Genomic DNA, 26,997 nt, shown 5'->3' with positions numbered 1-26,997 from the left:
TCCCGTGCTTCAGATCCCGAATCGCAAGCTGTCCGAACTCAAGCCTCAATCCACTCAGCTCGATCGTTTCGAACTCGCATCGCGCGATGAACTGGCCGCCTGGCAGCGCGAGCGCCTCGCCTGGTCGTTGCGCCATGCCTACGAGAACGTGCCGCATTACAAAGCGAAATTCGACGCGGCGGGCGTTCACCCAGACGATTTCAAGGATCTGAGCGACCTCGCTCGGTTCCCCTTCACCACCAAGGCCGACCTGCGGGACAATTACCCGTTCGGCATGTTCGCCGTCCCGCAGAACCAGATCGCCCGCGTGCACGGCTCGTCCGGCACCACCGGAAAGCCTACGGTCGTCGGCTACACCAAGCGCGACATCGACACCTGGGCCGACGTGGTGGCCCGCTCGATCAGGGCCAGCGGCGGCCGCCCCGGCATGAAGGTGCACGTCGCCTACGGTTACGGCCTATTCACGGGTGGGTTGGGCGCGCATTACGGCGCCGAGCGCCTCGGCTGCATGGTGATCCCCATGTCGGGCGGCATGACGGAGCGGCAGGTGCAGCTCATCCAGGATTTCCAGCCCGACGTCATCATGGTCACGCCGTCCTATATGCTGGCGATCCTCGACGAGTTCCGGAAGCAGGGGCTCGATCCGCGCCGCTCCTCGCTGAAGGTCGGCATCTTCGGCGCTGAGCCCTGGACCAATGCCATGCGGACGGAGATCGAAGAGACCTTCGACATCCATGCGGTCGATATCTACGGCCTGTCCGAGGTCATGGGCCCCGGGGTCGCCTGCGAATGCGTGGAAACCAAGGACGGGCTGCACATCTGGGAAGACCATTTCTATCCCGAGGTGATCAACCCGGTGACGGGCGAGGTCCTGCCGGACGGCGAGGAAGGCGAGCTCGTCTTCACCTCGCTGACCAAGGAGGCGATGCCCGTCATCCGCTACCGCACCCGGGACCTGACGCGCCTCCTGCCCGGCACGGCCCGGGCCATGCGCCGCATGGAGAAGATCACCGGCCGCACCGACGACATGATGATCATCCGGGGCGTCAACGTGTTCCCGACCCAGATCGAGGAGAAGCTCCTCACGATCCCGAGCCTGTCGGGGCATTACCAGATCATCCTGACCCGAGAGGGCCGGATGGACCAGATGGAGATCCGGGCCGAGATCCGGCCGGATGCAGATTACCCGGAGACCCGCAAGGCCGCCGCCGAACGCCTGAGCCAATCCATCAAGGATACCATTGGCATCACGGCTCATGTAAACGTTCTCGATCCTGAAGGAATCGAGCGCTCTCTCGGCAAGGCGAGACGGGTGATCGACCGCAGACCGAAAGAATAGAAGAGTCCCATGGCCCGAACCCGTGCCACCGATTATGACGACAAGCGCCGGGCGATCCTCGATCGCTCGGCCGAACTCTTCGCGGAGCACGGATACGACCGCGCCTCCATGAGCAAGATCGCGGAAGCCTGCGGGGTCTCCAAGGCCAATCTTTATCACTACTACAGGGACAAGGAGGAGCTGCTCTTCGACGTGATCCGCTTTCACCTCGAGGAACTGCTCGAGGTTGTAGAAGCGGCCGACCGCCCGGACCTCTCCCCCGAAGATCGCCTGAGGGAACTGGTCGCGGGCCTGCTCGAGGCCTATCGCGACGCCGATGCCCAGCACAATGTGCAGATCAACGGCATGCGCCTGCTCCCGGCCGACCGGCAGGGAGAACTCAAGGCCGTGGAGCGGGAGCTGGTGAAGATCTTCTCCGATGCGGTGGAGGGCGTGGCGCCGCAGCTGAAGGGGACCAGGCTGCTCAAACCCGTGACCATGTCTCTCTTCGGCATGATCAACTGGCACTATCTCTGGTTCAAGAGCACCGGCGAGGTGACCCGTGCGGATTATGCCGCGCTCGTATCCCACCTCATCGTAGATGGGACCCGCAATCTTCGCGCGGAACCGGCTGGCTCCCCTCGGCGCGCCAGCGCAGCGGAATAGGACCCTGTCCGCTCAAGGATCGCGCCGACCTTCGGGTCGACGCGAAGCATCCAGTTCGGATCCGCGACCTTCCCACCTCATGGCCTCCGTGGACTTGATCCGGGAACCAGTGCCGGCCATCCCGACGCTGAGAAGCCCTGCGTCTTGCCGATCGAGATCACCGGGATAAGCCTGGTGATGAAAAGGGAAGTGACGAGGTGGCGGATGTCACCCCGGAACGGCGAGGCCGAAGCGCGAAAGCATCGGATGAACGAGCCTCTGCCACTCGGCCGTCAGCTCCTCCCGACCCTTCCGGCGCAATCCGTATCTCCGATGCTGGGTGAAGTGGTCCGACGTGCTGCTGCCGAAGGTGTCGGCCACGCGAGGATACCAGTAGTTCACCGAGGCCTGGGCATCGGTCCTGTCGTGCCCTCTCTCCAGGGCGTCCCGCAATCCCTGCTGCCCGAGCTCCGCATGACGTCGCTCGGCGGGAAGGATTTCGGCCAACGCGTCGGCAAGAGGCTGATAGGAGCCGCGCGTCAACTCGTCGAGCTGCACCACCGTGGCCTGCCCCATCAGGCAATTCATCACCACTGCGTCGACCCAGCCGTTGATCGGGTAATGGAACACGTTGAGGCGCATGTCGCCATCCATACGCCGCGTGCCGAGATCGACGCTGCGATCGAGCCGGGACGCCCAGGGATGAGCACCCACATACTGGGCCGTGTTGGCGCCGAACTGTTCCATCAGGCCCAGAACCTGACGGGCATGATTGAACTTGTCGAAGACGATCCGCGTCGCGATGATCCGCTCCTTCAGTCCCGGAGCCAGATTGATGCAATCGGCGAAGCCGGAGGCGCCCGCCATCTCAGAATCGATGAAGATCGCCATCAAGCGCATCAGCTCGCCGCGATAACGCGGCGTGACGTTCCCCGGCGCGCTCAGCCGGCCGCCGCCGGCTATGAAGGTGACAAGATCCTCTTCATCGACCATGGCAGCCGCTCCCTCGTCATTTGTCGAAATCGACCAGGATCTTGTCGCTGACCGGATAGCTCTGGCAAGTCAGGATATACCCGCGGGCGATCTCGTAATCTTCCAAAGCGAAGTTCGCGTCCATGTCGACCTCGCCTTCGACCAGCATCGCCCGGCAGGTGGAGCAGACGCCACCCTTGCAGGCATAGGGTAGCTCGAGCCCTTCGGCCGTGGCGGCATCGAGGACCGAGGCGGTTCCCTTCTCGAAAGTCAGGCTCCTGGCCCGTCCGTCGATGACGATGGTGGCCTCGCACAGGTTCTTGCGATCCTCCGCGGTAGCCTCCTCGGGCCGGCGCTGCCGGCGGCTTGGCGTCGAGGTGGCGAAGAGCTCGAACTTGATCTGGCGCTTGTCGAGGCCATGCTCCTCGAGGCTTTGCGCGACTCCCAGCATCATGTCCTGCGGCCCGCAGATGAAAGCGGTGTCGATGGACGAGGCGTCGATCCAATGGTCGAGGAGCTGATCGCACTTTTCCTTGGTCAGGCGCCCGTTGAAGAGATCGATATCCTGCTGCTCACGGCTGAGGATGTGGATCAGGCTGAATCGGTCGAGATGCTCGTTCTTCAGATCCTCCAGCTCCTCGCGGAACATGATCGAGCTCGAAGCGCGGTTGCCGTAGAACAGCGTGAAGGAGGATTGAGGCTCGGCTACCAGCGTCGTCTTGACGATGCTGAGCAGAGGCGTGATCCCGCTGCCTGCTGCGAAGCCCACGAAGTGACGCTTGCGGGCCTGATCGAGGGGCACGAAGAAATTGCCCATCGGCGGCATGGCCTCGATGACCTGCCCGGCCGCGAGCTGCTCGCTCGCCCAGCTGGAGAATGCGCCGCCGGCGATTTTCTTGATGCCGACGCGGAGCCTGCCCTCCATCGGGGTCGCACAGATGGAATAGGATCGCCGCACCTCGTCGCCGTCGATGGTGGTGCGCAGAGTCAGGTATTGCCCCGGCGAGAAGCGGAACGCCTCCTTGTGCTCATCCGGCACGTCCAGCGTCAGGATGATCGCATCGCGGGTTTCGCGCCGCACGTCGGCAACGGTGACGGGATAGAACTTCGTCATGGAGCATCCGCTCTTTTCAAATGCACTTGAAGTAGTCGAAAGGCTCGAGGCAATCGCAGCACCGGTACTGCGCCTTGCACGGCGTCGATCCGAATTCGCTCACCCGTTCGGTATTCACCGATTTGCAGCGCGGGCAGGCGATCGCCAGCGGCTTGCGCAGGAAACGGTCGAAGGGCGATGGCCCGCCGGAACTCTCGGCCGGTGGCGCAATGCCGAAGGCCTCCAACCGGCGTCGCCCTTCCGGGGTGATCCAATCCGTCGTCCAAGGCGGCGAAAGGCGCCGCTCGACGCGCAGGCGCTCGATCCCTCGCGTACGCAGGGCGGCTTCGATCTCGAACGCGATGACGCTTGTCGCGGGACAGCCCGAATAGGTCGGGGTGATCGCGACGACCAGTTCGTCGCCGTCCCATTGCACATCGCGAACGATGCCGAGATCCATGACCGAGACGGCGGGCACCTCCGGGTCGGGAACCGCGTCCAGCCAGCCTCTGATCTGATCCGGGTCCGGTCGTGTCAGGCTGTCGATCATCACACCCGCGCTCCTCACCACGTGGCGTTGGGATAGGCCCGCTGCAGGAATTGGAGATCGGCCAGAATGTAGCCGAGATGCTCGGAATGGATGCCGCGCCGTCCGCCCTTCTGGGCCCAGCCGGGTTGCGGCAGGGAGAGTGTCGCCTCCTCGGCCGTCGCCCGGACGAGCCCTAGCCAGGGCTCGTGCAGCGTCACGAGATCGGGGCCCAGACCCTCCTGGACCATGGCCCGGTCAATGTCGTCGCTCTCGAACAGCTCGCCCGTATACATCCACAGATCGTCGATGGCGGCCTGCATCCGGCGATGGCTCTCCTCCGTGCCGTCGCCGAGGCGCAGGACCCAGTCGCGGCTCCGCTCGAGGTGATACGTGACCTCCTTGAGGCTCTTCGCCGCGATCTCGGCGATGCGGGCATCCTTCGAGCCGGTCAGCTCGCGCAGCAGGAGGTAATGCCAAGCATCGAAATAGAACTGACGCGCCATCGTGACGGCGAAGTCGCCGTTCGGCTGCTCGACGAGAAGGACGTTGCGGAAGTCGCGCGCATCGCGAAGATAGGCGAGCTTGTCGGCGTCGCGCCCCTTGCCCTCCACCTCGCCCGCGAGGTTCAGCCAGAGCTGCGTTTGTCCGATGAGGTCGAGGGCGACGTTGGAGAGCGCCAGATCCTCCTCGAGGACCGGCGAATGCCCGCACCATTCCGACAAGCGGTGCCCGAGGATCAGGGCATTGTCCCCGAGGCGCAGCAGATACTCGAAAAGAGCGTCCTGCCCGTTCATCACATATGCCCCAACTCTTCGGGAATCTCGTAGAAGGTGGGGTGGCGGTAGACCTTGCTGTTGGCGGGGTCGAACAGCGGTCCCTTCTCGCCGGGCGAACTCGCCGAGATGTCAGACGCCTTCACGACCCAGATGCTGACGCCCTCGTTGCGGCGCGTATAGACGTCGCGCGCATTCATGATCGCCATCTCGGCATCGGGCGCATGCAGGCTGCCCACATGGCGATGGGCCAAGCCGTGCTGGCTGCGGATGAACACCTCCCAGAGAGGCCATTCCTTCTTGTCGGTCATTCTTGATCTCCCGCTCAGGCAGCCTTGGCCTTTGACCGCGCCGCCTTCTTGGCCGCATAGGCGTCGGCTGCGTCGCGCACCCACTGCCCCTCCTCGTAGGCCTTCACGCGGGTGCGCAGGCGCTGGCGGTTGCAGGGGCCGTTGCCGGCGATGACCTGGTAGAACTCGTCCCAATCGATCTCGCCGAAATCGTAATGTCCGCGCTCCGCGTTCCATTTGAGGTCGGGATCCGGAACGGTGAGGCCGAGATACTCGGCCTGCGGCACCGTCTGGTCGACGAATTTCTGGCGCAGCTCGTCGTTGGAGTTGATCTTGATTTTCCAGCGCATGGACTGGGCGCTGTGCACCGAATCCGCATCGGACGGGCCGAACATCATGAGCGACGGCCACCACCAGCGGTTCAAGGCGTCCTGCGCCATCTGCTTCTGCTCGGGCGTTCCGCGGGCGAGCTTCGTCATGGCGTCGTAGCCTTGGCGCTGATGAAAGCTCTCCTCCTTGCAGATGCGGATCATCGCACGCGAATAAGGACCATAGGAACAGCGCTGCAACGGCACCTGGTTCATGATCGCGGCGCCGTCGACGAGCCAGCCGATGGCCCCGATATCGGCCCAGGTGAGCGTCGGATAGTTGAAGATGCTGGAATACTTGGCCTTGCCGCTGTTGAGCTGCTCCATGAGCTCGTCGCGGCTCACGCCCAGCGTCTCGGCCGCGCAGTAGAGATAAAGCCCGTGGCCGGCCTCGTCCTGCACCTTGGCCAGCAGGATTGCCTTGCGCTCCAGGGTGGGCGCACGGGTGATCCAGTTGCCTTCCGGCTGCATGCCGATGATCTCGGAATGGGCGTGCTGCGAGATCTGCCGAATCAGGGTCTTGCGGTAGGCCTCCGGCATCCACTCCTTCGGCTCGATCTTGATGTCCGCGTCGACGCGCTCCTGGAAGGCCTGCTCCTCCGGGGACATCTCATCCTTGGAGCGGACATGTTCGACGCCCGTCTTCACCATCTGTGCGTACACGGCGCTTCTCCCTGGTTTCGCGGCCTTGCCGACCTCTTCCCACCTCCGGCGAGGGCAGGATCCCTGCGCGCAGGCGGCATGCCTCACCGGCTTTCCGCAGGCCTTCTTAATATGTCACATAAAATAGCTTATTCAAGAATTTCTTGTAACGTATTCGTCAGCCGATCTTCAATGCGGCAACCGGCTCCATCGCGGCGAAACGCTGCCCGAAATCCCGGTCGGCTGCCGGCAGGGGTCCCATGTCGTTCTGAGCATGGGTGTCGATCCAGCGCTCCGCCGCCGGCAGCAAGGTTCTGTAAATCGTACCGCAAAGGGAGCGGGCGGCCGTTCCGGCCCAAGGTTGCGGGAGGAGCTGGGCCGGCAGCAGCGGGTCCTTCAGGACCGCCCTGCGGTAGTCGTGGATCAAGAGGATGCGGACCAGCAGGGCATCGAGATTCGTGAACCCTGCGCCCCTCTCAAGGGCTCCAAGGATGCCCGAATAGGCATCGATGAACCGCCTGTAGCGGCCCTCGATCTCCGCCAGGGGCCAAGCCCGCTCCACCAGTCGCCGGGCCGTCGCCGCATCGGCCGGAGTCGCGCTTAGCCTCAGGAACGGCCCGATCCCGTCGGCCGATGCCGCAGCCGCCAGCATTAGGTCCGGCCCTAGGGCGCCATAGCCTGCCGCCGAAAGCTCGTTCCTGAGCGCGCTGCGGTCCTGAGCGTTCTCCAGAAGAAGGAGATCGAAGGAGCCCTGCCAGTCTTGGGGCGGGTCGGCGTAGATCCGCCGCGTGGCTTGGGCGAAGGCCTCCTGCCCCTTGGGCGTCAGGCGGTAATAGCTGTTGCGCCCAACCTTCCAGCGCTCGAACCATCCCTCCGACACGAGGCGGGACAGGGCCGTCCGGACGAGCGTGTCGCTGATGCGGAAGGCCCGCATGATCTCGTGCAGGGATGCGAGGGACAGCACCCCACCCCGGGGTACCACCGCGTCCCCGAAGACGGTGACGATCAGCGACCCCGCCCGGATCGGTGTCCGCTCGTGGAACTTGTCAAGCAGGGTCTCTACGAACGCGACCATGCAAACCTACTCCGGTCTTCTCCGGCCAAGGCGGCTTCTGCCCCTTGGCTTCCTGCTATCCCACCTACCCATTCTTCTCACTTCCTGTCGAGCCGCCCCGTCAGCCCAAGGCCATCCTCGAAATTCCTTGACTAACCGGCCGGTCGGTTAATAATGCGGCAAAGATCCGGCGATGCCAATCCCGCCGCCCGTCATAGCAATCCAAGGTGCCCCATGAGACTCGAGAGCTTCGTTCGCGGAAGTTGGATGTCGCCCGGTCAGGATCTGGCCGACATTCACAGCGCCGTCACCGGCGATGTGGTCGCGCAGGTCGCCAGCGGCGGCCTCGATATGAACGAAGTGCTGGCTTATGCCCGACAGGTCGGCGGTCCCGCCCTACGGAAGCTCACCTTCCATCAGCGGGCAGAGCTTCTGAAACGACTTGCCATTTACCTGTCAGAGCGCAAGGACCAGCTCTACACGCTTTCCTTCCAGACCGGCACCACGCGAACCGACAACTTCATCGACGTGGACGGCGGCATCGGCACTCTCTTCGTCTATGCCTCCAAGGGCCGCCGCGAACTACCCAACACCACCTTCCTTCTGGACGGCAATGTCGAAGCCCTGTCGAAGGGCGGCAGCTTCGTCGGCCAGCACGTGATGACGCCGCTCCACGGGGTCGCCGTCCACATCAACGCCTTCAACTTTCCCTGCTGGGGCATGCTCGAGAAGCTGGCCCCCGCCATTCTGGCCGGCGTGCCGGTGGTCACGAAGCCCGCGACGATCACGTCCTACGTGGCGCACGCGCTGCTGCGGATGATCGCGGAATCCCGTATCCTTCCCGATGGTGCCCTGCAATGCATCGTCGGTTCCACGGGTGATCTTTTTGACCACCTGACCTGCCAGGATGTGGTCTCGTTCACCGGCTCCGCCGACACGGCCCAGAAGCTGCAGCGGCACCCGGTCATCGCGCGCGAATCCGTGCGCTTCATCGCCGAGCGCGACTCGCTGAACGCCGCCATCCTGGCGCCCGATGCCGGGCCGGGAACGCCGGAATTCGACCTCTTCGTCAAGGAGGTCGCCAAGGAGATGACCGTGAAGGCCGGGCAGAAATGCACGGCCATTCGGCGCGCCATCGCGCCAAATGCCCTTGTGCCGGCGGTGATCGATGCCTTGGGTGAGCGGCTGTCCAAGGTCAAGGTCGGCAACCCCGAGCTCGAAGGCGTCCGTATGGGCCCGGTCGTCGGCCTCGGGCAGCGCCGCGACGTGCTTGCCCAAGTGGCGAAGTTGCGGGCGGAAGCGGATATCGTCGTCGGCGATCCCGACAACTTCACGGTCGAGGGCGCTGACCGGGAGCGCGGCGCCTTCCTTCCCCCGCTCGTGCTGCATTGTGCGGACCCGATCCGAGCCAAGAACGTGCACAGCGTCGAGGCTTTCGGCCCCGTCTGCACCGTCATGGGCTATGACGGCCTCGATCAGGCCGTGGCCCTGGCCAATAAGGGCGACGGCAGCCTCGTCGCCTCGCTCTACACCTACGATCCCGCTGCGGCGACCGATCTCGTCTTCGGCGTCGGCGCCTTCCACGGCCGTCTCGTGCTGATCGACCGCGACTGCGCCAAGGAGCAGACGGGCCATGGCTCGCCGATGCCCCACATGGTCCATGGCGGGCCGGGGCGCGCTGGCGGCGGCGAGGAGCTCGGCGGCATGCGCGGCGTGCACCATTACATGCAGCGCACGGCCCTGCAGGGTTCGCCCGCCATGCTCTCGCGCGTGACGCAGAGCTGGATCAAGGGAGCGCCCACCATCGAAGCGGGACGCCACCCCTTCCGCTACTATTTCGAGGATCTCGCCATCGGCCAGACCTTCGTTTCCAAGGAACGCACGATCAGTCTCGAGGACATCGAGCATTTCGCGGAATTCACCGGCGATACCTTCTATGCTCATATGAGCGAAGAGGCGACGAAGGATCATCCATTCTTCCCGGGCCGCGTGGCCCACGGTTATCTGCTGCTGTCCTTCGCGGCAGGCCTCTTCGTCGACCCGGATCTCGGGCCGGTGCTTGCCAATTACGGTCTCGACTCCTTACGTTTCGTCAAACCCGTGCAGCCGGGAGAGACCATCAAGGTCCGGCTGACGGCGAAATCCAAATCGCCGCGCAACGAGCAATACGGCGAGGTACGGTGGGACGTGGAGATCATGACGGACAAGGGTGAAACGGTTGCAACCTACGAACTCCTCACGATGAACGCGGTGCGCCCATGATGGGCGCGGCCTCGCCCGAGGGCATCGATCCGGTCAGGTTGATCCCCACAAGCCCAGTCGCCCTGATCGAGATCGATAATCCGCCGGTCAACGCCACGTCGCAGGCGGTCCGGGCGGGATTGCTCGCGGCGATCCGGGAGGTGGACAACAATCCCCGGATCGAAGCCGTGGTGATCGCCTGCGCGGGGAAGACCTTCGTGGCCGGCGCCGACATCCGCGAATTCGGTCAGGTTCCGCGCGAGCCGCACCTTCCCGACGTGATCAATGCCATCGAGGCCTGCTCCAAGCCCGTCGTCGCGGCAATCCAGGGCACGGCTCTCGGGGGAGGCTGCGAGATCGCGCTGGCCTGCCATGCCCGCGTGGCCGAGGCGGGCGCGAGCCTGGGCCTGCCTGAGGTCAAGCTCGGGCTGGTGCCGGGAGCCGGCGGCACGCAGCGCCTGCCCCGGCTCGTCGGGCTGGACGCGGCCCTGGACCTCGTGACCAGCGGACGCCCCGTCAAGGCGCCGGAAGCCCTGCGTCTCGGCCTTATCGACCGGCTCTCCTCCGGCGATCTTCGGCAGGATGCGATAGCGCTGGCGCAGGAGCTGATTGGTCAGCCGCTGCGCCGCACCGGTGATCGGATTGTGACGCCGATGGATGCTGAGGCGGCATCGGCGAAAACCGCGGAAATCCGGAAAAAAGCAAGGGGCGCTGAAGCTCCGGACAAGGCCGCGGAGCTCGTTTTGCAGGCCGCGAACCTGCCGCTTCAGGATGGCATGGCACGGGAGCGCGAGACCTTCCTGGAGCTGCGCTCCTCCGAGCAATCGGCGGCCCTGCGGCATGCCTTCTTCGCCGAGCGGGAGGTGATGCGCCTGCCCGGGCTCGACTCGGTCGAACCGCGCTCCGTTCAAAAGGTCGGAATCGTCGGGGCCGGGACCATGGGCTCCGGGATCGCCATCGCCTTTGCGGATGCGGGCTTCGACGTCAGGATCGTCGAGACGAGCGAACAAGCTCTTGGCGCCGGGCAGGCCCGGGTGAGGGACGTCTACGACAAGCAGGTTGCGAGCGGCCGGATCACCTCGGCCGTGCGGGACGAACGCTTGAAAGCCATCGGGTATGCGGTTGGTATCTCCTCCCTGTCGGATCGGGATCTGGTCATCGAGGCGGTGTTCGAGGATCTGGACGTCAAACGCGCGCTTTTCCGCGATCTCGACGCCATCCTGCCGCCTGGCACGATCCTAGCAACGAATACCAGTTACCTTGATATCTCGCTGATAGCCGCTGCCACATCACGGCCGGCCGATGTGGTCGGCCTGCATTTCTTCAGCCCGGCCCATGTGATGAAGCTCATCGAGATCGTCCGGACCGGCGCGACCGCCGCCGATGTAGTCGCCACGGGGCTCGCCCTCGCCAAGCGCCTGCGCAAGATCCCGGTGGTCTGCCGGGTCTGCGACGGCTTCGTGGGCAACCGGATCCTGTCGCGCTATCGCCAGCAGGCGGAGTACCTGCTCGAAGAGGGTGCGCTGCCGCACGAGGTCGATGCCGCGCTCGAAGCCTTCGGCTTCCCGATGGGGCCTTTCGCCGTCTCGGACCTCGCCGGGCTCGACATCAACTGGGCGCGCCGCAAGCGGCTGGCGCCGACCCGCGATCCGCGCGAGCGCTATGTGGACATCGCCGACCGGCTCTGCGAGGCGGGGCGGTTCGGGCGCAAGACCGGCGCGGGCTGGTATCGCTACGAGGGCGGCAAGCGGGAGGTCGATTCGGCCGTGACGGCGCTCGTCGAGGAGGCGTCGCAGCGGCGCGGGCTGACGCGGCGCGCCATCTCGGCCGACGAGATCCAGTCGCGCATCCGCGCCGCCATCGTCAACGAGGCGTGCAAGATTCTCGACGAGCACATTGTCGAACGGCCGCTCGACGTGGATGTGGTGATGATGCACGGATACGGCTATCCGGCTTGGCGCGGCGGTCCTCTGTTCGAGGCGGACCGTGTAGGCTTGCAGCCGATCCTCGCGCAGGTGAGGGAGCGCGCCGCGCAGGACGGGCCCGGCTGGGAGCCGGCCGAGGGTCTCGTCAGTCGCGCGGCGTCGGGAGCGAAGTTTTACCCATAAGCGGAAGCGATAAGTGGGGGATCTTTCATGTTCGATCGCGCGACCGCCGAGGAAATGCTCGGGAGCGTCTTCGCGCCCTGGGTGCAGGCGCTCGATCTCTCCATCGAGAGCCTCGACCAGGAGAGCGCGACCCTGCGCATGCGGTTCTCCGAAAAGCTCTGCCGCGACAACGGCGTGATCTGCGGGCAGGCGCTGATGAGCCTCGCCGACACGGCGATGGTGTTCGCCGTGTCGTCCGCCGCAGGCGCCTACAGGCCGATGACGACGGTCGACCAGACCATGCACTTCCTGCGCCCCGCTGCGAAAGCCGACGTGCTGGCGGAGGCGAAAGTCGTCCGCCTCGGCCGTACCATGGCCTTCGGCAGCGTGACGCTCACGGCGGATGGGGACGCGCGGCCCGTCGCGATGGCGCAGCTTGCTTATGCGTTGCTGGGCGAGGGCCGGTAGAGACACTTTGCGTAAGCAGGAGCTGGCTCAAGCCTAAGCCCTCATCCTGAGGAGGTCGCGGAGCGACCGTCTCGAAGGACGAGGGCGCCTCCAGTGCACACTGGACGATACTTCGAGACGCCACTTCCTGGCCCTCAGGATGAGGCGGTGGTTTAGGGAAGGAACGTCTAGAACGGCAGCGCGACGCTCGTCTTGATTTCCTTCAGGACCACATTGGTGCGCACGGTGCGGATGCCCGGCAGGCGGAACATGAACTCGTCGAGGAACGCGTTGTAGGCCTTCATGTCGCGTACCACGACGCGCAGGTGGTAGTCGGCATCGCCCGTCGTCGCGAAGCATTCCATGACCTCGGCGCGCTCCCTCACGCGCGACACGAACTCGTCGACGAATTTCGCATCGTGCCGTTCGAGCGATACGTGCAGGATCGCCGAGGTCGAGAACCCCGCCTTCTCCCGGTCCACCAGGGCCGCATAGCCCACGATCACGCCGGTTTCCTCAAGCGAACGCACGCGCCGCCAACAGGCGGACGTGGACATATTCACATCCTCGGCGAGCTGCTGGTTCGTCGTGCGCCCCTCCTTCTGGAGCTGCGCCAGAATATGCTCGTCCTGCTTGTCCAACACGGCGCCACCCTGACTGGTCGTTTCTTCCATTTATAGCGCCATTTCCAACAACATCTACCGCAAGATTCGGCTTGATGGGGATGAACAGGAAACATCTACCAGCCATTCGGGATTATCATTTAAGCCAACGAAGAAGGCGTCCCGCTTCGGGAGGAAGCTGATGAAAAGCGTTCCGTCACTCGATTCCTATCAGCTCACCGACCGCTATGCCCGCGAGACGGGCCGGGTCTTCATGACCGGCACCCAGGCCATCGTCCGAATCGTGCTCGACCAGGCCAAGCGCGACAAGGCGGCGGGGCTCGACACGGCCGGCTTCGTGTCCGGCTATCGCGGATCGCCGCTGGGCGGCGTCGATCTCGAACTCTGGCGCGTGAAGGACGAGTTGAAGGCGCACCGGATCGAGTTCCTGCCTGCCGTCAACGAGGACCTCGCCGCGACCGCCGTTCTCGGGTCGCAGCAGGTCGAGACCAATCCAGACCGGCAGGTGCAGGGCGTGTTCGGCCTCTGGTACGGCAAGGGTCCGGGCGTTGACCGCTCCGGCGATGCGTTGAAGCACGGCAACGCCTATGGCTCGTCGCCCCATGGCGGCGTGCTGGTGATCGCCGGCGACGACCATGGCTGCGTGTCGTCCTCGATGCCGCATCAATCCGACGTCGCCTTCATGAGCTGGTTCATGCCGACGCTGCATCCGGCGAGCGTCAGCGAATATCTCGAATTCGGCGAATACGGCTATGCGCTGAGCCGCTTCTCCGGCATGTGGGTCGGCTTCAAGGCCGTGTCGGAGATTGTCGAATCCGGCGCATCCGTGGAGCTGCATCCACCGCGCTCCTTCATCGAGCCGGATTTCACGCCGCCGCCGGGCGGCCTGCATTATCGCTGGCCGGACCTGCCGGGTCCGCAGATCGAAGAGCGCATGGAGGCGAAGAAGCATGCGGTCTATGCCTTCGCCAAAGCCAACCCCATCGACCGGCGCATCTACGACATCCTGAACGCGAGCTACGGCATCGTCACCGCCGGCAAGGCCCATCTCGACCTGATGGAGGCCTTGCGCCTCATCGGCCTCGATGAAGCCGCCTGCCGGGCGCATGGCATCGACATCTACAAGGTCGGCATGGTGTGGCCGCTCGCCCTGCACGACGCGCTGGAATTCGTGAAGGGCAAGCGCGAGATCCTCGTGATCGAGGAAAAGCGCGGCATCATCGAGAGCCAGTTCAAGGAATATTTTTACGATTATCCGGGTTCGAAGCCCGAGCGCATGGTCGGCAAGCACGACGAAACCGGCGAGCGGCTCATCCCCTGGACGGGTGAACTCTCGCCGCGCTTCCTCGCCGGCGTTCTCGCCAAGCGCCTCGACCCGATCTTCCCCGATCTCGACCTCGCACAGCGCGCCGCCGCGCTGACGCCGGAACCGGAGCGCGTGATCACTGTTTCGGGCGCGACGCGCACGCCTTACTTTTGTTCCGGCTGCCCGCACAACACCTCCACCAAGGTGCCAGAAGGCTCGAAGGCACTCGCGGGCATCGGCTGCCACTTCATGGCGAGCTGGATGGACCGCGAGACCTCGTCGCTGATCCAGATGGGCGGCGAGGGCGTGAACTGGGCGGCCTCGTCGAAATTCACCGGCCAGGGCCACATCTTCCAGAACCTCGGCGAGGGCACCTATTACCATTCCGGCTCCATGGCGATCCGGCAGGCCATCGCGGCGGGCGCCAACATCACCTATAAGATCCTGTTCAACGACGCGGTCGCCATGACGGGAGGCCAGCCGGTCGACGGTCCCGTGAGCGTCCATGCCATCGCGCACAGCGTGCGCGCCGAGGGCGTATCGCGCATCGCGCTCGTGTCGGACCATCCGGACAAGTTCGACTCCGCCGACCTCCCGAAGGGCGTGACGATCCATCCGCGCGAGGATCTCGATGCGGTGCAGAAGGAGCTGCGCGATATTCCCGGCGTCACGGTGCTGATCTACGAGCAGACCTGTGCGACGGAAAAGCGCCGCCGCCGCAAGCGCGGACAGATGGAAGACCCGAAGCGCTTCGCCTATATCAACGACCTCGTCTGCGAAGGCTGCGGCGATTGCTCGGTGGCGTCCAACTGCCTGAGCGTCGAGCCGAAAGAAACGGCGTTCGGACGCAAGCGCAAGATCAATCTCTCCACCTGCAACAAGGACTTCTCCTGCCTGGAGGGTTTCTGCCCCAGCTTCGTGACCGTGGAGGGCGCCACGCGCCGGGCCAGGACCACGAGCGGCTTCGATGCCGCCGCGCGCGCCGCGTCCCTGCCGTCCCCTGCCCTTCCTGAACTCTCGAAGCCGTTCGATCTTCTCGTGACCGGCGTCGGCGGCACCGGCGTCGTCACCATCGGGGCGCTCATCAGCATGGCGGCGCATCTGGAAGGGCATGGCGTATCAGTTCTGGACTTCACCGGCTTCGCGCAGAAATTCGGCCCCGTGCTGAGCTTCGTCCGGCTCGCGGCGGATCCCGATGCTCTGCATCAGGTGCGCATCGACCAGGGCGCGGCCGACGCGCTGATCGGCTGCGATCTCGTCGTCAGTTCCTCGCCCAAGGCGTCGGGCACCTATCGCCACGGCACGCGCGCCGTGGTCAACACCGCCGAGATGCCAACCGGCGACGTGGTGCGTTTCCGCGATGCGGACCTCGCCAGCCGCACGCGCCTTCGCGCCATAGAGCGCGTGATCGGCGCGGGCAACATGGCGACGCTCGATGCCAACGCGCTCGCCGAAACGCTGCTCGGCGACACGGTCTATGCCAATGTGATGATGCTCGGCTTCGCGTGGCAGCAGGGCCTCGTGCCGGTGTCGTTCGAAGCGATCTCCCGCGCCATCGAGCTCAACGGCGTCACCATCGAGCGCAACCGGCAGGCCTTCGCCTGGGGCCGGCTGCTCTGTGCCGACCCGGACGTCGTGCGCCAGGTAGCGGGCGGCAAGCCGGAAGAAGTCGAGACGCTCGACCAGGTGATCGCCCGGCGGACCGCCTTCCTGACCGCCTATCAGAACGCCGCCTATGCAGATCGTTTTGAGGCCCTGGTGGCGCGCGTGCGCAAGGCCGAGAGGGCGCTCGGCTCCGAGACGCTCACCGACGCGGTGGCGCGCTCGCTGTTCAAGCTCATGGCCTACAAGGACGAATACGAGGTGGCGCGGCTCCACATGGAAACGGGCTTCCTCGACGAGTTGAAGCAGCAATTCGAGGGCGACTTCACGGTGCATTATCATCTGGCGCCGCCGCTCCTGCCCGCCAAGCGCGATGCGCGCGGCCGCCCGAAGAAGCGCAGTTTCGGCCCCTGGCTTCAGACGCCCCTCGCCGTCCTCGCCCGGCTGAAGGTGCTGCGCGGCACCCCGCTCGACGTCTTCGGCTACACGGCCGAGCGGCGCATGGAGCGGGCGCTCATCGGCTGGTACGAGGCGCAGATCGACAGGATCCTCGCCGCTCTCGACCAGCGGCCCTTCGCTGACCTCGTCGCCATCGCGAAGGCCCCGATGGACATCCGCGGCTACGGTCCGGTCAAGGAAGCCGCCATCCATCAGGTGCAGGCGAGCGTGGAGCGCCTGTGGGATCGCGCGACAGCGGCGCCCGAGCTGAGCGGCCACGTCATCACCGGGCTTGTCCCGGTGATCTCGATGGATTGAAGCGCCGAGCCCTTCAGCATCGGGATGGCCGGCACAAGGCCGGCCATGACGTAGGAGAGTGTCATTCCCGGCCGGAGCGCAGCGGAGGGGAAGGGAATCCACGATCAGGCGCGACGCCATGGATCCCCTTCCCGCACTGCGTGCGCCGGGGATGACACTGTTGTGTCAGGAGCGCCTTAGAAACGAGAAGTCCCGAACCGCCTCAGGCCTCCTGGCTCACGCCGCCCTGGGTCGCGGTCATGACCTTCTTCAGGGCTGCCACCAGATCATCGGGGAGGATGGGCTTGTGCAGGAACGCCGCGTTGGGCGGCATGTCGCCGGGGCCGGGGCCAGTCTTGCCGGAGATGACGAGGACGCCAACCTCGGGCCAGCCCTGCCGGACGAGGCGCGCGAATTCGAAGCCGTCGATGGAGCCAGGCATGTCCACGTCCGTGAGGACCACCGAGATGTCCGGCCGGGTCTTCAACACTTCGAACGCCTCATCGGCATCCTGAGCCTCGACGACCCAGAACTCGGCCTCCCGCAGGATATCGACCTGCGTCAGACGAACGAGCGGCTCGTCTTCAACCAGGAGCACGACCGGCTGCTTTACGATTCTGCGATGGGGCTTCATGCACGTTCAAACGGACATGCCGGGATCCGGTTCCCATGGCTTGCACGGGCGTGAGGCTTCCCGTCATGGGCGGCCTTGTCGCCGATGATGACATGAGAGGGGAACGCCGATCTCAGGAACGCCTGGCCTTGAACGTGAGCTGCTTGATCCGGTCGACCACGTCCTTCGACGGATACGGCTTCTTCAGCAGCGGACCGGCCTCGCACAGGGTCGCGGCGATGTCGGCCGAGCGTTCCGCCCCGGACGTGAGGATCACTTCGGTGCCCGGCTTGTTGCTGCGGACCCACCGCGCCAGCCCGAAACCATCCATCGATCCGGGCATTTCGACGTCGCTGAACACCACGTGGACGGAGACCTCCGGCGACTGAAGGATCGCCACGGCCTCTTCGGCATTCACCGCCTCATGAACCCGGTAGCCGCATTCGCGCAGGTAATCCGCGATCACGAGACGAATCAGCACCTCGTCCTCGACCACGAGAACGGTCGGGAGGGGGGATTCGGCATCGGCCGTGATGTTCGTCGACAGGGTGCTCACGGCTTGCTTAACCGTTGAGCTTCCATCCTTGTTCCCTTCGGGCCTATGCAGGCTCCGGCCAATTGAGGCTGCTCATGACGAGGCCGACGACCTGGGACGCGGGATAGGGCTTGCGCACGAGCGGACCGAGGCCGCCCGGATCGATTTCACCGTCCGCGGAAGCGACGATGATCCGCATGGGTTTCTGCCGCGCGCCGGCCAGATGGGCGGTCTCCAGCCCGCTCTGCGCCCCCGGCAGATCGAGGGCGATGAACAGGAGGTCGACCCGGACGGCGTCGATCACCGTCAGGGTCTCCTGGGAGGACCCGGCTTCCAGGACCTTGAAGCCCGAGCCGCGCAGCTCGTCGCTGACGAGGCAGCGGACTCGGACATCGACCTCGGCGACGAGGATGGTGGGAGGTGTCCGGCGTGGAAGAACCGTGACGGATGCAGCGCTCATTCTTGCCCCTGACGCGACACAATACGCGGACAACGTGCATCCGTCCCAAGGGTTCTCCCGCAAATTCGCGCAGGTTTCCGTCGATTGGCTGGCCTGGGAGGGCGGAACGGTCTATCAAGGACCGCGTTTCGCGTTCTTTGCCCTCCTCACCCCGCGTTAGCCTCTTGTCCGATCCGAAACCCTTAGGCGTCATTCTGCTGGTGGAAGACGAGCCGCTCGTGCGGCTGGTGGCGGCCGAAATTCTCATGGAGGCGCATTTCCGCGTGATCGAGGCGGCCGACGCTGAGGAGGCCCTGACGGTTCTGAAGGCCGAGATCGGGATCGACGTGGTGCTCTCCGATGTGGAGATGCCGCCCGGCATGACCGGCTTCGACCTCGCCTGGAAGGTCCGCCGCACCTGGCCCTGGATCGGGCTTGTCATCGCGTCGGGCCGGGAATGGCCGCGGGAGAACGACCTGCCACCGGGAGCGGTCTTCCTGGGCAAGCCTTATTCTCAGGCGGCCCTGCTCGCCCACGTCCGTACCGCCGTCGAGAGGGCACAGGCCGCCCGCCCCCGGACGCAGGACGGCACGGGTGGAGCAGTTCCCCCCGTGCCCAAGACGGCCTGACGGCCGAGACGGCCCAGACGGCCCTGTTCTAGGCCGCCCGCACGCCCTGCAGGAAGCCGTCGACCTCCCGGCTCAGCGCATTCGAGTTGGCTGCCAGCTCGCCCGCCGCGGCTAGCACCTGCGACGCGGCCGAACCCGCATGGGTCGCGGCGCCCTGGACCTGGACGATGCTCTCGCTCACGTCCTGTGTGCCCCTGGCCGCCTCGCTGACATTGCGCGCGATCTCCTGCGTGGCCGCCTGCTGCTCCTCGACGGCGGCCGCCACGCTGGTGGCGATCTGGTGCACCTCCTCGATGGTGAGGCCGATATCCCGGATGGCGTCGACCGCATCCTTGGTCGATTGCTGGATCTGGTGGATATGCGCGCCGATATCCTCTGTCGCCCGCGAGGTCTGGTTGGCGAGTTCCTTCACCTCGGCGGCCACCACGGCGAAGCCCTTGCCGGCCTCGCCGGCGCGCGCCGCCTCGATGGTGGCGTTGAGGGCGAGAAGGTTCGTCTGGCTCGCGATGGTGTTGATGAGGGCGACGACCTCGCCGATCTTCTGCGCGCCGTCCGCCAGGGTCTGAACGAGCGCGTTGGTCCGGCGCGCGTTCTCCACGGCGCGGGCGGCCGCGACCGAGGTCTGCGACACCTGCGAGCCGATCTCGTTGGACGAGGCCGCGAGCTGCTCCGCCGCCGCCGCGACGGCCTGCACGTTGCTGGAGGTCTCCTCGGCGGCGGCCGCCACCGAGTTCGACTGCTGGTTCGTCTGCTGCGCGGTCGAGGCCATGGAACGGGCCGTCGCCTCCATCTGCTGCGCGGCGACGGAGAGATGCTGCACCAGTCCGCCGACGCTGCCCTCGAAACTCTGAGCGAGCGCCATCATCTCGAGCCGGCGCCGCTCCGCCGCCTGCTTCTCGGCCTCGGCCTGTGCAAGACGAAGGTTCTCGGCCTCCTGCATGGCGCCGGCGAAGACCTGCGTCGCCTGCCAGATATCGCCGATCTCGTCCTTGCCCACCTTGGCGTGCGGCAGGTCGTAGTCGCCCGCGGCGAGCCTGCGGATCGCGTCAGTCACGCGCCGCAGGGGCTGGGCGATCTGCCGGTGGCCGACGAGCCACCCGATCAGCAGCGCAAGGACGGTGCCCGCAAGGGCGATCCCGACGAGGAGCATCAGGCGCTGGTCGTAGAGTTCGGCCGCGCGCCGGTTGACCGCCTTGATCTCCTCGCTGCCGCGCTTGGTCAGAGCATCGATGCTGACCTGGAAGGCCTTCCGGTTGGCGCGGTTCGCTTCGGTATTGCCCTGCGCATTGGCAGCCGTGGGAGAGACCTCGTTGCCGAGACGCACCGTCTCGGAGCGGAATTTGGCGAACTCCGCCGCATCCCTCACGACCGCATCAAACAGGGCCCTGTTCGCGGCCGGAACGATCGGTTCCCATTCCTTCAACAGCGCATCCACGTCCTTCAGGGTCGCGAGAAGCCCGTCACCGAACTTGCGCGCCTCGGCCGTGTCTTTCGACGCGTAGATCCCCCTGGCTTCCATGACCACATGGGTCACGAGCCGGTTGAGGCGCTCGCCATAAAGGGCGCGTGTGGCCGCAAGGCGCACGTCATCGACGGCCTTGTGATAGGTCTGCAATGTATTGATGCCCACGGCGGCGGTCACGACCGCGACGAGGCTCAGAGCCGCCACAAGCGCAAAAATCTTCGTCCTGATTTTCATGATAAACCTCGGGCGGTCGAACCCGCCACAACATCTCTGTACGACAGGTCATGGTATCGCGCCGTGGCTTGCGCGAGGCTTGTTCGACGCAAGCCCTCACCCTTTGGAGGTATACGGCCAAGTTTCGCCGCCCGAGTGACGATTTCTTAAGCATAAGCCCATACGCATGATGGCACGCGGTTCTCAACGTGGCGGTTTCCATGGGCATTCGGTTCGACAAGGTTTTGGAGCAGGTGGCCAGGGCTGGAAGCGCCAGGGAACACGTCTCCACGGCCGAGCGGCGGGAGCGCAAGGTCCAGCGCATCGAGGAATCGATCCGCGCGCGTGAAGCGGTCGGCGATCGTATCGTGATGTGCCTCGGCCTGGCCCTCACCCTGTCGGCCATCGGCCTGCCGGTTTATGCGCTGCATTTCAGCGAAAGCTACACCTATCTTACGGGCGTCGTGGCCGACACGACCAGCGGCAAGGCCGTGACGCGCACCATCGACCTGAGCCCCGCGACGACGGGCTCACTGGCGAAGAAAGAGCTTGAATCGACGGCGAGCCACAAGGTCGCCACGACCCAGAGCGCCGCCAGAAGCCCTCAGTTCCAACGCTACGTTCTCCATCGGGCCACGGGCGAGTCCGCCCTGATCGAAGGCCCAGACGGCATCTGGTGGGTCACGCCCGGAATGACCCTGCCCGGCATCGGCCAAGTGATCTCCATCGAGCGCTCCGATGCCGGTTGGGTGGTCCTGACGACCGAGACCATGATCACGCAGTCGCCGGCGCGGGCGTCGAGCTGAAGAGCATAGGGCGCACCATCGCGCGCCTTTCGCCACATCGAAGAATGAATGGGAAGCGGCGTTCCGCGAAACGCCCGTCTCCTATTTCGTCGCGGTCGCGACCGGGCCAGCCTGGTTGCCGAGCCAAACCCAATCGGTGCCGTCCGACCCTTCCCGCTTCACATAGCGATATCCCGTCTGCTGCCAGGGAAGGACGGCGTTGCGCTTGTTGTCGAGGATGTAGTCGCCGCGATCCGTGCGCGCCATGAGAACCGCGTGCCCTGCCCCGAGTTCGTCGATCACCACGGTCATGCGCAGGGCCCGCTGCGGCAAACCGGCCTGCGTGAGACGGCGGCGCTTGAGCAGCTGGATATCCTCGCAATCGCCCATGCCGTCGTCCGGATAATCCCAGCGATCGGCGACACCCCAGTGATCCTGGTCCGTGACCGGCGCGATCTCCTTGTTCACCTGCTCGTTCACGTCGACAATCAGCTTCCAGATCGCCTGATCGAGAACGATGGTGTCGGGCTCGGACGGATTGTGGGCGCATTCCTGCGGCCGCTGCGTGCAGAATTCGATCCAGGCCGGTGTCGGCCCGGCGGCTCCGACGGCATAGAGCGTGTCACCGCTGCCCCGCGTGGTGAAATGCGGAAATTCGAGCGCCGATCCGGCTCCGGCCGTGGCCGACAGGACAAGGGCCGCGAGACCTGCTGACGCGAAGAAGCGACGAAGACGTCGACTGCGCCGTTCTGAATCTTTGATAGTAATCCCGCACATGCCCCGCACCTGTTCAGTTTTATTATTTTCAATAAAGCTGTCAGCAGCGGATGCCGGGCGCAAGTGTGAACTTGCCGCAAGATCACGAAGGTCGCGGCACTGTTGACTTCCAGCAACAGAACAAGCAACCGCCGCTTGCGACCTACCCGAATGAAGAGGAAAGATCAGCATCGGGGCGGCGCCAATACAATGGCGAGTTATGTCGGAGCACGGTCCCTAGGCTAAACCGGTGAACCGATCCGCGTGAGGCATGTGCAGAGAACCCGTCAGCAACGTCGCGGACGAACATCGCCCTTCCATTCGGCACCTCTGCGCGGAAAGACGGGTTTTGTTTCAGGATCGACCCTGCGCCATGCTGCGACTTCTGGCCCAATGCCTCGTCCTTGCTGACGAAATCATGAGGCGAATGACGGGCATCCCAATCAGCCCGACCAGAGATGCTGCGACGACCGGCACCAGAACGATAGCCATGGATCTCTCCTCATCACTCGGAGGTACTCCTTCAATATGAAGCATAAACCTTGCCCGAACCTGACTGTCTTCGATGCGGGCGCGTCACCTGCGGTCGATGGTTTACTACGCTGGCAAGAAAGGCTTCATCCGAGGCGGATCGCCGGTATAGTGCAGGCTCCGAATGGATTTCGTCCGATCTGGGGGATTGTCTTGAGAACGCTCTTCGCGACGCTTGCGGTCGCCCTCGGTGTCGGCGGCTGCGTGCCGGCGGTCCAGGAACCCCTTGCCGTATCGTGCTCGGATTATGTCGGCAAGCCCATCTCGGCGCGCATCGCCGCCTGGGGCCCGCCGCGAACCGTCTATCGGATCAGTCCGACCCAGGTCGGCTACATCTTCGAGAGCAGGCAGACCGCTTATGTCGGCGGCGAGCCCTACTACACCGTGAACTACCTGACCGGTGCGGACAAGCACCACGCATCGGCGCGCAAGGTCACGACGATCTGCAGCGGTGTGTTCGTCGTGAACGCGCCCTATGACGCGATGCCGGTCGATGAGCGGATCGTCGTGAACGTGGTCTCGGCCAAGGGCTAGATCAGAAGCCCCCGCGCCGGAGCTTGGTGATGCTCATCATCAGGTCGACGCTGATGCCTGCTTCCGTCGGATCCGAGAACAGTGTCAGCACAGGGGAAACCTGCTCCAGGCTGGCGTTGTTCATGTCCCACATGGCGGAGAACCGCATGATCAGCTTGTCGACCTTCTTCGGGTCCTGCAGATCCTTGATATTGATGTGCTTCTCCAGGTTGCGAACCTGCAGATCGATGCTTGCCTTCGATGCTTCCTTGGGGATGTTGAACGTCGTCTGCATGAATGTCAGAAGGCGCTTGTCCGCCAGCAATCCCATCGTCGAGGCGACGCTGGACGCCTTCCGCTTGAAGTAAAGCGCGAGCCTCACGCCTTCGTTCTGCTCGCCCTCCTTGTTCTCCAGCGTCTGCTGGTAGTACTTGCTCACGGCTTCCGTCGTCGCACTGGCCTCGGAGGTTGCCTTGTCGCCTTTGGAGGCAAAGTCGAATGCCCTGGCGAATTCCTTGTAGCGCGGATCGACCAGCTTGTTCGCCATGCTCGTGGACGAGGTAACGCCTTCCGTGAGCACTTTCTTCATGAAAGCCTTGGCGTAGATCATGTCCTCAAGGCCATAGGCCTTCATGGCATAGCTGAAGAGACGGTAGTCCTTCATGAACTCGTCGACGGTCTTCACCTTCGAGATGTTCGCCCGATAGTATTCGGTATCGCGTTTGACCATCGCGTCGTTCTGGGTGAGATTCTTGGTCAGCGCGGTGTTGCTCTGCAACAGCTGATAGCGCGTCATCGTGCTGATCATCGTTCACTCCTTCGGCTCGTCTAGCCGCGCACCGCTCATCAATCCCGTGCCGTTGCGATGGTCCGGCAATCCTTCGAAAACCGCTCGACCACCGCCTGGGTCTCTCCGGGATCGAGGTAAAACCTCACGCTCTGCGGCTCGAGGCGGAAATTCGCAAGTTCGACGATAAGCGTCTGTGCTGTCGCGAGGCTTGTGACGAAGCCCATCACCTGATCCTCGCCACGCAACTGGCCGTAGCGGTCGCGGTAGACCCAGTGGGAGACTTCCGGAGGATGGTCATCCAGCCAATAGACCGTGCTCCGCCCCCGGTTGTCGCTGGGCCCGAGATAGGCCCTCTGCATCACGGTGGCCGCGACGGCCACTTGCGGCGGCTCATCCTCCGCCGAGACTTTCGTGCAGGAAAACCAGAGGGAGCTGCCCCCCTCCCCCCTGACCTGCGCCAGTGCCCGGTTCGGGGCGCCATCCTGGTCGGTCTGCAGGGCATAGTTCCACGTCCGGAGAGCGCCTGTCGCGGCGACCGACAAGTCGGTTGGCGCCGCGCTCAACGAGCAGGCGGATACGAGAACGATCGTACGCTGGAATACCTTCAACATGACTCAGCCGGTCCCAAAAGAAAGCCCCGCCTTTTGCAAGACGGGGCCTTGTCGTTACCGATCAGAAGGCTCTTACTGGAAGAGCTTCAGGATCATCTGGCTGTTCTGGTTGGCGATCGAGAGCGACTGCACGCCGAGCTGCTGCTGCGTCTGCAGAGCCTGCAGGCGGGTCGAAGCCTCGTTCATGTCGGCGTCGACCAGCGAGCTGACGCTGTTCGTCAGCGACTCGCTCAGAACGTTCAGGAACTTCGACTGAGCCTCGATCTGGTTCTTGGCTGCGCCGAGCTCGACAGCATAGTCACGGATCACGCCCAGGAACGTCTCGACAGCCTTGGCCGCGTCGACCGCCGTGTCGGAGTCGGCGACGTCCGCGAAGGTGTCCGTTGCAGTGGTGGCCGCGTCGCTGATGTCGACCGCAGTGAGCTCGATAAAGTTGAAGGTGTCGGCACCCGTGCCGCCAGCGAAGCCGGAAACCATCTTGATCGGGTCTGTCTTGGAGCCGTCAAGCAGGTTGACGCCATTGAGGGCCGCATTCGAGATGTTCTTCGTGAGCTCTTCGCTGAGCTTCGTGAGCGACGTTCCGATGGCAGTGAACTCGGCATCGGTCTTCGCATCGGCAGCCTTGGCCAACTCGACCTTGATCTTGTCGACGGTGTTCACAAGGCCATCGAGGGCCGACGAGGCAGTGGTGAGCAGGTCGCTGTTCTGCTTCAGCCGCTCCTTGATGGTGCCGATCACGCTGTTGTCGGTCTTCATCTGCGTCGACACCGACCAGTTGGTGGTGTTGTCGGAGGCGGAACCCACCTTGAGGCCGGTGGAGATCTGGCTCTGGGTCTTGCTCAGGGCGTTCTGCGTGTTGCTGAGGTTGCGCAGAGCGGTCAGGGCGGAGGCATTGGTAAGGATGGAGGACATGTGTGTGTTCCTTGAATGATGAAGAGGGTTCAGGGAATGTCGGAATCTAACCGACCCAGCGGAGTGGCATCATGCCTCGAGGGGTATCGATCCGCTGTTCACATGCATCCGGGCTTGAACCGGTAAAATAGAGCGGCGTCATGCCGAGCCGTAGTAGTGGCTCTCCACAGTGCTGTCTTAGCGCGTCCGATCGATGTCTCAATCTGTCGTCGCGTCCATGTCCCTTCAATAGCGACGCCCTTTCCTCGCGTCAAGGATAAAAATTAAACTTAATGATGTCTAGGAGCAAATTTACCTTTCGTTAACTTTTTAAATGGGCCGGACCGCAAGCACAATCGTCCAATCGCGACAGTAAACAGAAGCCAATACTTGCGCTGCACAACCTCACAAGAGACCTCGCCCTTTCGCCCGCACAACGCAAAAAGGCTCTGCCTCACTAGAGGCAGAGCCTTCATTTGGTGATCTCTAAGGCTCTTACTGGAAGAGACGCAGGATCATCTGGCTGTTCTGGTTGGCGATCGAGAGCGACTGCACGCCGAGCTGCTGCTGCGTCTGCAGAGCCTGCAGGCGGGTCGAAGCCTCGTTCATGTCGGCGTCGACCAGCGAGCTGACGCTGTTCGTCAGCGACTCGCTCAGAACGCCCAGGAACTTCGACTGAGCCTCGATCTGGTTCTTGGCTGCGCCGAGCTCGACAGCATAGTCACGGATCACGCCCAGGAACGTCTCGACAGCCTTGGCCGCGTCGACCGCCGTGTCGGAGTCGGCGACGTCCGCGAAGGTGTCCGTTGCAGTGGTGGCCGCGTCGCTGATGTCGACCGCAGTGAACTCGATAAAGTTGAAGGTGTCGGCACCCGTGCCGCCAGCGAAGCCGGAAACCATCTTGATCGGGTCTGTCTTGGAGCCGTCAAGCAGGTTGACGCCATTGAGGGCCGCATTCGAGATGTTCTTCGTGAGCTCTTCGCTGAGCTTCGTGAGCGACGTTCCGATGGCAGTGAACTCGGCATCGGTCTTCGCATCGGCAGCCTTGGCCAACTCGACCTTGATCTTGTCGACGGTGTTCACAAGGCCATCGAGGGCCGACGAGGCAGTGGTGAGCAGGTCGCTGTTCTGCTTCAGCCGCTCCTTGATGGTGCCGATCACGCTGTTGTCGGTCTTCATCTGCGTCGACACCGACCAGTTGGTGGTGTTGTCGGAGGCGGAACCCACCTTGAGGCCGGTGGAGATCTGGCTCTGGGTCTTGCTCAGGGCGTTCTGCGTGTTGCTGAGGTTGCGCAGAGCGGTCAGGGCGGAGGCATTGGTAAGGATGGAGGACATGTGTGTGTTCCTTGAATGATGAAGAGGGTTCAGGGAATGTCGGAATCTAACCGACCCAGCGGAGTGGCATCATGCCTCGAGGGGTATCGATCCGCTGTTCACATGCATCCGGGCTTGAACCGGTAAAATAGAGCGGCGTCATGCCGAGCCGTAGTAGTGGCTCTCT

Annotated in this window: 27 protein-coding genes; 10 read left to right on the top strand and 17 right to left on the bottom strand. The window is 64.2% G+C overall.

Features of this window, described 5'->3' with window-relative positions; genetic code table 11:
* Window positions 1-4 precede the first annotated feature (4 nt).
* On the top strand, window positions 5-1,339 hold the full coding sequence (paaK, locus tag OC446_RS01995; protein ID WP_262027360.1) for a phenylacetate--CoA ligase PaaK: 1,335 nt from the start codon (window positions 5-7) through the stop codon (window positions 1,337-1,339).
* Window positions 1,340-1,348: 9 nt separating this feature from the next.
* Window positions 1,349-1,984, top strand: coding sequence for a TetR/AcrR family transcriptional regulator (locus OC446_RS01990; RefSeq protein WP_262027359.1), 636 nt, complete (start codon window positions 1,349-1,351; stop codon window positions 1,982-1,984).
* A gap of 207 nt (window positions 1,985-2,191) precedes the next feature.
* On the opposite strand, the gene OC446_RS01985 is transcribed toward OC446_RS01990, so the two are convergent.
* From OC446_RS01985 to OC446_RS01955, 7 genes are all read right to left on the bottom strand, one after another.
* The gene (locus OC446_RS01985) at window positions 2,192-2,956 is read right to left on the bottom strand and encodes a Phenylacetic acid catabolic protein (RefSeq protein ID WP_262027358.1); all 765 of its coding nucleotides are present in this window, start codon (window positions 2,954-2,956) and stop codon (window positions 2,192-2,194) included.
* A 16-nt stretch (window positions 2,957-2,972) separates the two neighbouring features.
* Window positions 2,973-4,049 (bottom strand): 1,2-phenylacetyl-CoA epoxidase subunit PaaE, encoded by a 1,077-nt coding sequence (gene paaE / locus OC446_RS01980; RefSeq protein ID WP_262027357.1) that lies wholly within the window; start codon window positions 4,047-4,049, stop codon window positions 2,973-2,975.
* 16 nt (window positions 4,050-4,065) lie between these two features.
* Entirely contained in the window at window positions 4,066-4,578 is a 513-nt protein-coding gene (gene paaD, locus OC446_RS01975; protein ID WP_262027356.1) for a 1,2-phenylacetyl-CoA epoxidase subunit PaaD, read from the bottom strand.
* A 14-nt stretch (window positions 4,579-4,592) separates the two neighbouring features.
* Window positions 4,593-5,351, bottom strand: coding sequence for a 1,2-phenylacetyl-CoA epoxidase subunit PaaC (gene paaC / locus OC446_RS01970; protein ID WP_262027355.1), 759 nt, complete (start codon window positions 5,349-5,351; stop codon window positions 4,593-4,595).
* The gene (gene paaB, locus OC446_RS01965; protein WP_262027354.1) at window positions 5,351-5,641 is read right to left on the bottom strand and encodes a 1,2-phenylacetyl-CoA epoxidase subunit PaaB; all 291 of its coding nucleotides are present in this window, start codon (window positions 5,639-5,641) and stop codon (window positions 5,351-5,353) included. The genes paaC and paaB overlap by 1 nt, the downstream gene beginning before the upstream one ends.
* Before the next feature lie 14 nt (window positions 5,642-5,655).
* Window positions 5,656-6,651, bottom strand: a complete 996-nt coding sequence (paaA, locus tag OC446_RS01960; RefSeq protein ID WP_262027353.1) for a 1,2-phenylacetyl-CoA epoxidase subunit PaaA — start codon at window positions 6,649-6,651, stop codon at window positions 5,656-5,658.
* A 157-nt stretch (window positions 6,652-6,808) separates the two neighbouring features.
* Entirely contained in the window at window positions 6,809-7,705 is an 897-nt protein-coding gene (locus tag OC446_RS01955) for a PaaX family transcriptional regulator C-terminal domain-containing protein (RefSeq protein WP_262027352.1), read from the bottom strand.
* 213 nt (window positions 7,706-7,918) lie between these two features.
* Here OC446_RS01955 and paaZ point away from each other — a divergent pair, with 213 nt between their 5' ends.
* Genes paaZ through OC446_RS01940 form a run of 3 tightly spaced genes read left to right on the top strand, consistent with a single transcriptional unit; the run spans window position 7,919 to window position 12,480 of the window.
* Window positions 7,919-9,946 (top strand): phenylacetic acid degradation bifunctional protein PaaZ, encoded by a 2,028-nt coding sequence (paaZ, locus tag OC446_RS01950; protein WP_262027351.1) that lies wholly within the window; start codon window positions 7,919-7,921, stop codon window positions 9,944-9,946.
* Window positions 9,946-12,033: a 3-hydroxyacyl-CoA dehydrogenase NAD-binding domain-containing protein gene (locus tag OC446_RS01945; RefSeq protein WP_262027440.1), complete on the top strand. Its 2,088-nt coding sequence runs from the start codon at window positions 9,946-9,948 to the stop codon at window positions 12,031-12,033. Before paaZ ends, OC446_RS01945 begins: the two co-directional genes overlap by 1 nt.
* A gap of 27 nt (window positions 12,034-12,060) precedes the next feature.
* A complete protein-coding gene (locus tag OC446_RS01940) occupies window positions 12,061-12,480 on the top strand; it encodes a PaaI family thioesterase (RefSeq protein ID WP_262027350.1) in 420 nt (139 codons plus the stop codon).
* 167 nt (window positions 12,481-12,647) lie between these two features.
* Here OC446_RS01940 and OC446_RS01935 read toward each other — a convergent pair whose 3' ends face one another.
* Window positions 12,648-13,133 carry an Lrp/AsnC family transcriptional regulator gene (locus OC446_RS01935; protein ID WP_410054989.1) on the bottom strand — a complete coding sequence of 162 codons (486 nt, stop codon included), beginning with the start codon at window positions 13,131-13,133 and terminating at the stop codon, window positions 12,648-12,650.
* 130 nt (window positions 13,134-13,263) lie between these two features.
* Here OC446_RS01935 and OC446_RS01930 point away from each other — a divergent pair, with 130 nt between their 5' ends.
* Window positions 13,264-16,746 (top strand): indolepyruvate ferredoxin oxidoreductase family protein, encoded by a 3,483-nt coding sequence (locus tag OC446_RS01930; protein ID WP_262027349.1) that lies wholly within the window; start codon window positions 13,264-13,266, stop codon window positions 16,744-16,746.
* Window positions 16,747-16,948: 202 nt separating this feature from the next.
* Here OC446_RS01930 and OC446_RS01925 read toward each other — a convergent pair whose 3' ends face one another.
* The 3 genes from OC446_RS01925 to OC446_RS01915 form a co-directional block, all read right to left on the bottom strand.
* Complete coding sequence (locus OC446_RS01925) at window positions 16,949-17,359, bottom strand: response regulator (protein ID WP_262027348.1); 411 nt, start codon at window positions 17,357-17,359, stop codon at window positions 16,949-16,951.
* Window positions 17,360-17,471: 112 nt separating this feature from the next.
* Window positions 17,472-17,894, bottom strand: coding sequence for a response regulator (locus OC446_RS01920; RefSeq protein WP_262027347.1), 423 nt, complete (start codon window positions 17,892-17,894; stop codon window positions 17,472-17,474).
* 43 nt (window positions 17,895-17,937) lie between these two features.
* Window positions 17,938-18,333 carry a response regulator gene (locus OC446_RS01915; RefSeq protein ID WP_262027346.1) on the bottom strand — a complete coding sequence of 132 codons (396 nt, stop codon included), beginning with the start codon at window positions 18,331-18,333 and terminating at the stop codon, window positions 17,938-17,940.
* On the opposite strand from OC446_RS01915, the gene OC446_RS01910 reads away from it, so the two are divergent.
* The gene (locus OC446_RS01910; RefSeq protein ID WP_262027345.1) at window positions 18,314-18,493 is read left to right on the top strand and encodes a hypothetical protein; all 180 of its coding nucleotides are present in this window, start codon (window positions 18,314-18,316) and stop codon (window positions 18,491-18,493) included. The genes OC446_RS01915 and OC446_RS01910 overlap by 20 nt on opposite strands.
* 4 nt (window positions 18,494-18,497) lie before the next feature.
* Window positions 18,498-18,941, top strand: a complete 444-nt coding sequence (locus tag OC446_RS01905) for a response regulator (protein WP_262027344.1) — start codon at window positions 18,498-18,500, stop codon at window positions 18,939-18,941.
* 28 nt (window positions 18,942-18,969) lie between these two features.
* Here OC446_RS01905 and OC446_RS01900 read toward each other — a convergent pair whose 3' ends face one another.
* Window positions 18,970-20,640, bottom strand: coding sequence for a methyl-accepting chemotaxis protein (locus OC446_RS01900; RefSeq protein ID WP_262027343.1), 1,671 nt, complete (start codon window positions 20,638-20,640; stop codon window positions 18,970-18,972).
* 200 nt (window positions 20,641-20,840) lie between these two features.
* Between OC446_RS01900 and OC446_RS01895 the strand changes: the two genes are divergently transcribed.
* On the top strand, window positions 20,841-21,425 hold the full coding sequence (locus OC446_RS01895) for a hypothetical protein (protein ID WP_262027342.1): 585 nt from the start codon (window positions 20,841-20,843) through the stop codon (window positions 21,423-21,425).
* A gap of 81 nt (window positions 21,426-21,506) precedes the next feature.
* On the opposite strand, the gene OC446_RS01890 is transcribed toward OC446_RS01895, so the two are convergent.
* The gene (locus OC446_RS01890) at window positions 21,507-22,181 is read right to left on the bottom strand and encodes a transglutaminase-like cysteine peptidase (RefSeq protein ID WP_262027341.1); all 675 of its coding nucleotides are present in this window, start codon (window positions 22,179-22,181) and stop codon (window positions 21,507-21,509) included.
* Between the two features lie 663 nt (window positions 22,182-22,844).
* On the opposite strand from OC446_RS01890, the gene OC446_RS01885 reads away from it, so the two are divergent.
* The gene (locus OC446_RS01885; protein WP_262027340.1) at window positions 22,845-23,225 is read left to right on the top strand and encodes a hypothetical protein; all 381 of its coding nucleotides are present in this window, start codon (window positions 22,845-22,847) and stop codon (window positions 23,223-23,225) included.
* A gap of 1 nt (window position 23,226) precedes the next feature.
* On the opposite strand, the gene OC446_RS01880 is transcribed toward OC446_RS01885, so the two are convergent.
* The 4 genes from OC446_RS01880 to OC446_RS01865 form a co-directional block, all read right to left on the bottom strand.
* Entirely contained in the window at window positions 23,227-24,012 is a 786-nt protein-coding gene (locus OC446_RS01880) for a DUF1217 domain-containing protein (protein ID WP_262027339.1), read from the bottom strand.
* A gap of 38 nt (window positions 24,013-24,050) precedes the next feature.
* Window positions 24,051-24,605, bottom strand: a complete 555-nt coding sequence (locus tag OC446_RS01875) for a hypothetical protein (protein WP_262027338.1) — start codon at window positions 24,603-24,605, stop codon at window positions 24,051-24,053.
* Between the two features lie 72 nt (window positions 24,606-24,677).
* The gene (locus tag OC446_RS01870; RefSeq protein WP_262027337.1) at window positions 24,678-25,517 is read right to left on the bottom strand and encodes a flagellin; all 840 of its coding nucleotides are present in this window, start codon (window positions 25,515-25,517) and stop codon (window positions 24,678-24,680) included.
* 474 nt (window positions 25,518-25,991) lie between these two features.
* Window positions 25,992-26,831 (bottom strand): flagellin, encoded by an 840-nt coding sequence (locus OC446_RS01865; RefSeq protein WP_262027336.1) that lies wholly within the window; start codon window positions 26,829-26,831, stop codon window positions 25,992-25,994.
* Between the last annotated feature and the right edge of the window lie 166 nt (window positions 26,832-26,997).

The sequence above is a fragment of the Microvirga sp. Mcv34 genome, from assembly GCF_024519725.1.
Taxonomy (GTDB): domain Bacteria; phylum Pseudomonadota; class Alphaproteobacteria; order Rhizobiales; family Beijerinckiaceae; genus Microvirga.
This window is presented reverse-complemented; position numbering and strand designations above follow the sequence as displayed.

What these genes read in the sequence shown, in the direction of transcription:
- OC446_RS01990 (WP_262027359.1), top strand. Translation starts at nt 1,349, where the DNA reads ATGGCCCGAACCCGTGCCACCGATTATGACGACAAGCGCCGGGCGATC.
- OC446_RS01935 (WP_410054989.1), bottom strand. Translation starts at nt 13,133, where the DNA reads ATGGAAGAAACGACCAGTCAGGGTGGCGCCGTGTTGGACAAGCAGGAC.
- OC446_RS01945 (WP_262027440.1), top strand. Translation starts at nt 9,946, where the DNA reads ATGGGCGCGGCCTCGCCCGAGGGCATCGATCCGGTCAGGTTGATCCCC.
- OC446_RS01915 (WP_262027346.1), bottom strand. Translation starts at nt 18,333, where the DNA reads ATGAGCGCTGCATCCGTCACGGTTCTTCCACGCCGGACACCTCCCACC.
- OC446_RS01895 (WP_262027342.1), top strand. Translation starts at nt 20,841, where the DNA reads ATGGGCATTCGGTTCGACAAGGTTTTGGAGCAGGTGGCCAGGGCTGGA.
- OC446_RS01900 (WP_262027343.1), bottom strand. Translation starts at nt 20,640, where the DNA reads ATGAAAATCAGGACGAAGATTTTTGCGCTTGTGGCGGCTCTGAGCCTC.
- paaD (WP_262027356.1), bottom strand. Translation starts at nt 4,578, where the DNA reads ATGATCGACAGCCTGACACGACCGGACCCGGATCAGATCAGAGGCTGG.
- OC446_RS01890 (WP_262027341.1), bottom strand. Translation starts at nt 22,181, where the DNA reads ATGTGCGGGATTACTATCAAAGATTCAGAACGGCGCAGTCGACGTCTT.
- OC446_RS01870 (WP_262027337.1), bottom strand. Translation starts at nt 25,517, where the DNA reads ATGTCCTCCATCCTTACCAATGCCTCCGCCCTGACCGCTCTGCGCAAC.
- OC446_RS01940 (WP_262027350.1), top strand. Translation starts at nt 12,061, where the DNA reads ATGTTCGATCGCGCGACCGCCGAGGAAATGCTCGGGAGCGTCTTCGCG.
- paaC (WP_262027355.1), bottom strand. Translation starts at nt 5,351, where the DNA reads ATGAACGGGCAGGACGCTCTTTTCGAGTATCTGCTGCGCCTCGGGGAC.
- paaZ (WP_262027351.1), top strand. Translation starts at nt 7,919, where the DNA reads ATGAGACTCGAGAGCTTCGTTCGCGGAAGTTGGATGTCGCCCGGTCAG.
- paaB (WP_262027354.1), bottom strand. Translation starts at nt 5,641, where the DNA reads ATGACCGACAAGAAGGAATGGCCTCTCTGGGAGGTGTTCATCCGCAGC.
- OC446_RS01955 (WP_262027352.1), bottom strand. Translation starts at nt 7,705, where the DNA reads ATGGTCGCGTTCGTAGAGACCCTGCTTGACAAGTTCCACGAGCGGACA.
- OC446_RS01985 (WP_262027358.1), bottom strand. Translation starts at nt 2,956, where the DNA reads ATGGTCGATGAAGAGGATCTTGTCACCTTCATAGCCGGCGGCGGCCGG.
- OC446_RS01875 (WP_262027338.1), bottom strand. Translation starts at nt 24,605, where the DNA reads ATGTTGAAGGTATTCCAGCGTACGATCGTTCTCGTATCCGCCTGCTCG.
- OC446_RS01925 (WP_262027348.1), bottom strand. Translation starts at nt 17,359, where the DNA reads ATGAAGCCCCATCGCAGAATCGTAAAGCAGCCGGTCGTGCTCCTGGTT.
- OC446_RS01930 (WP_262027349.1), top strand. Translation starts at nt 13,264, where the DNA reads ATGAAAAGCGTTCCGTCACTCGATTCCTATCAGCTCACCGACCGCTAT.
- OC446_RS01865 (WP_262027336.1), bottom strand. Translation starts at nt 26,831, where the DNA reads ATGTCCTCCATCCTTACCAATGCCTCCGCCCTGACCGCTCTGCGCAAC.
- paaE (WP_262027357.1), bottom strand. Translation starts at nt 4,049, where the DNA reads ATGACGAAGTTCTATCCCGTCACCGTTGCCGACGTGCGGCGCGAAACC.
- OC446_RS01880 (WP_262027339.1), bottom strand. Translation starts at nt 24,012, where the DNA reads ATGATCAGCACGATGACGCGCTATCAGCTGTTGCAGAGCAACACCGCG.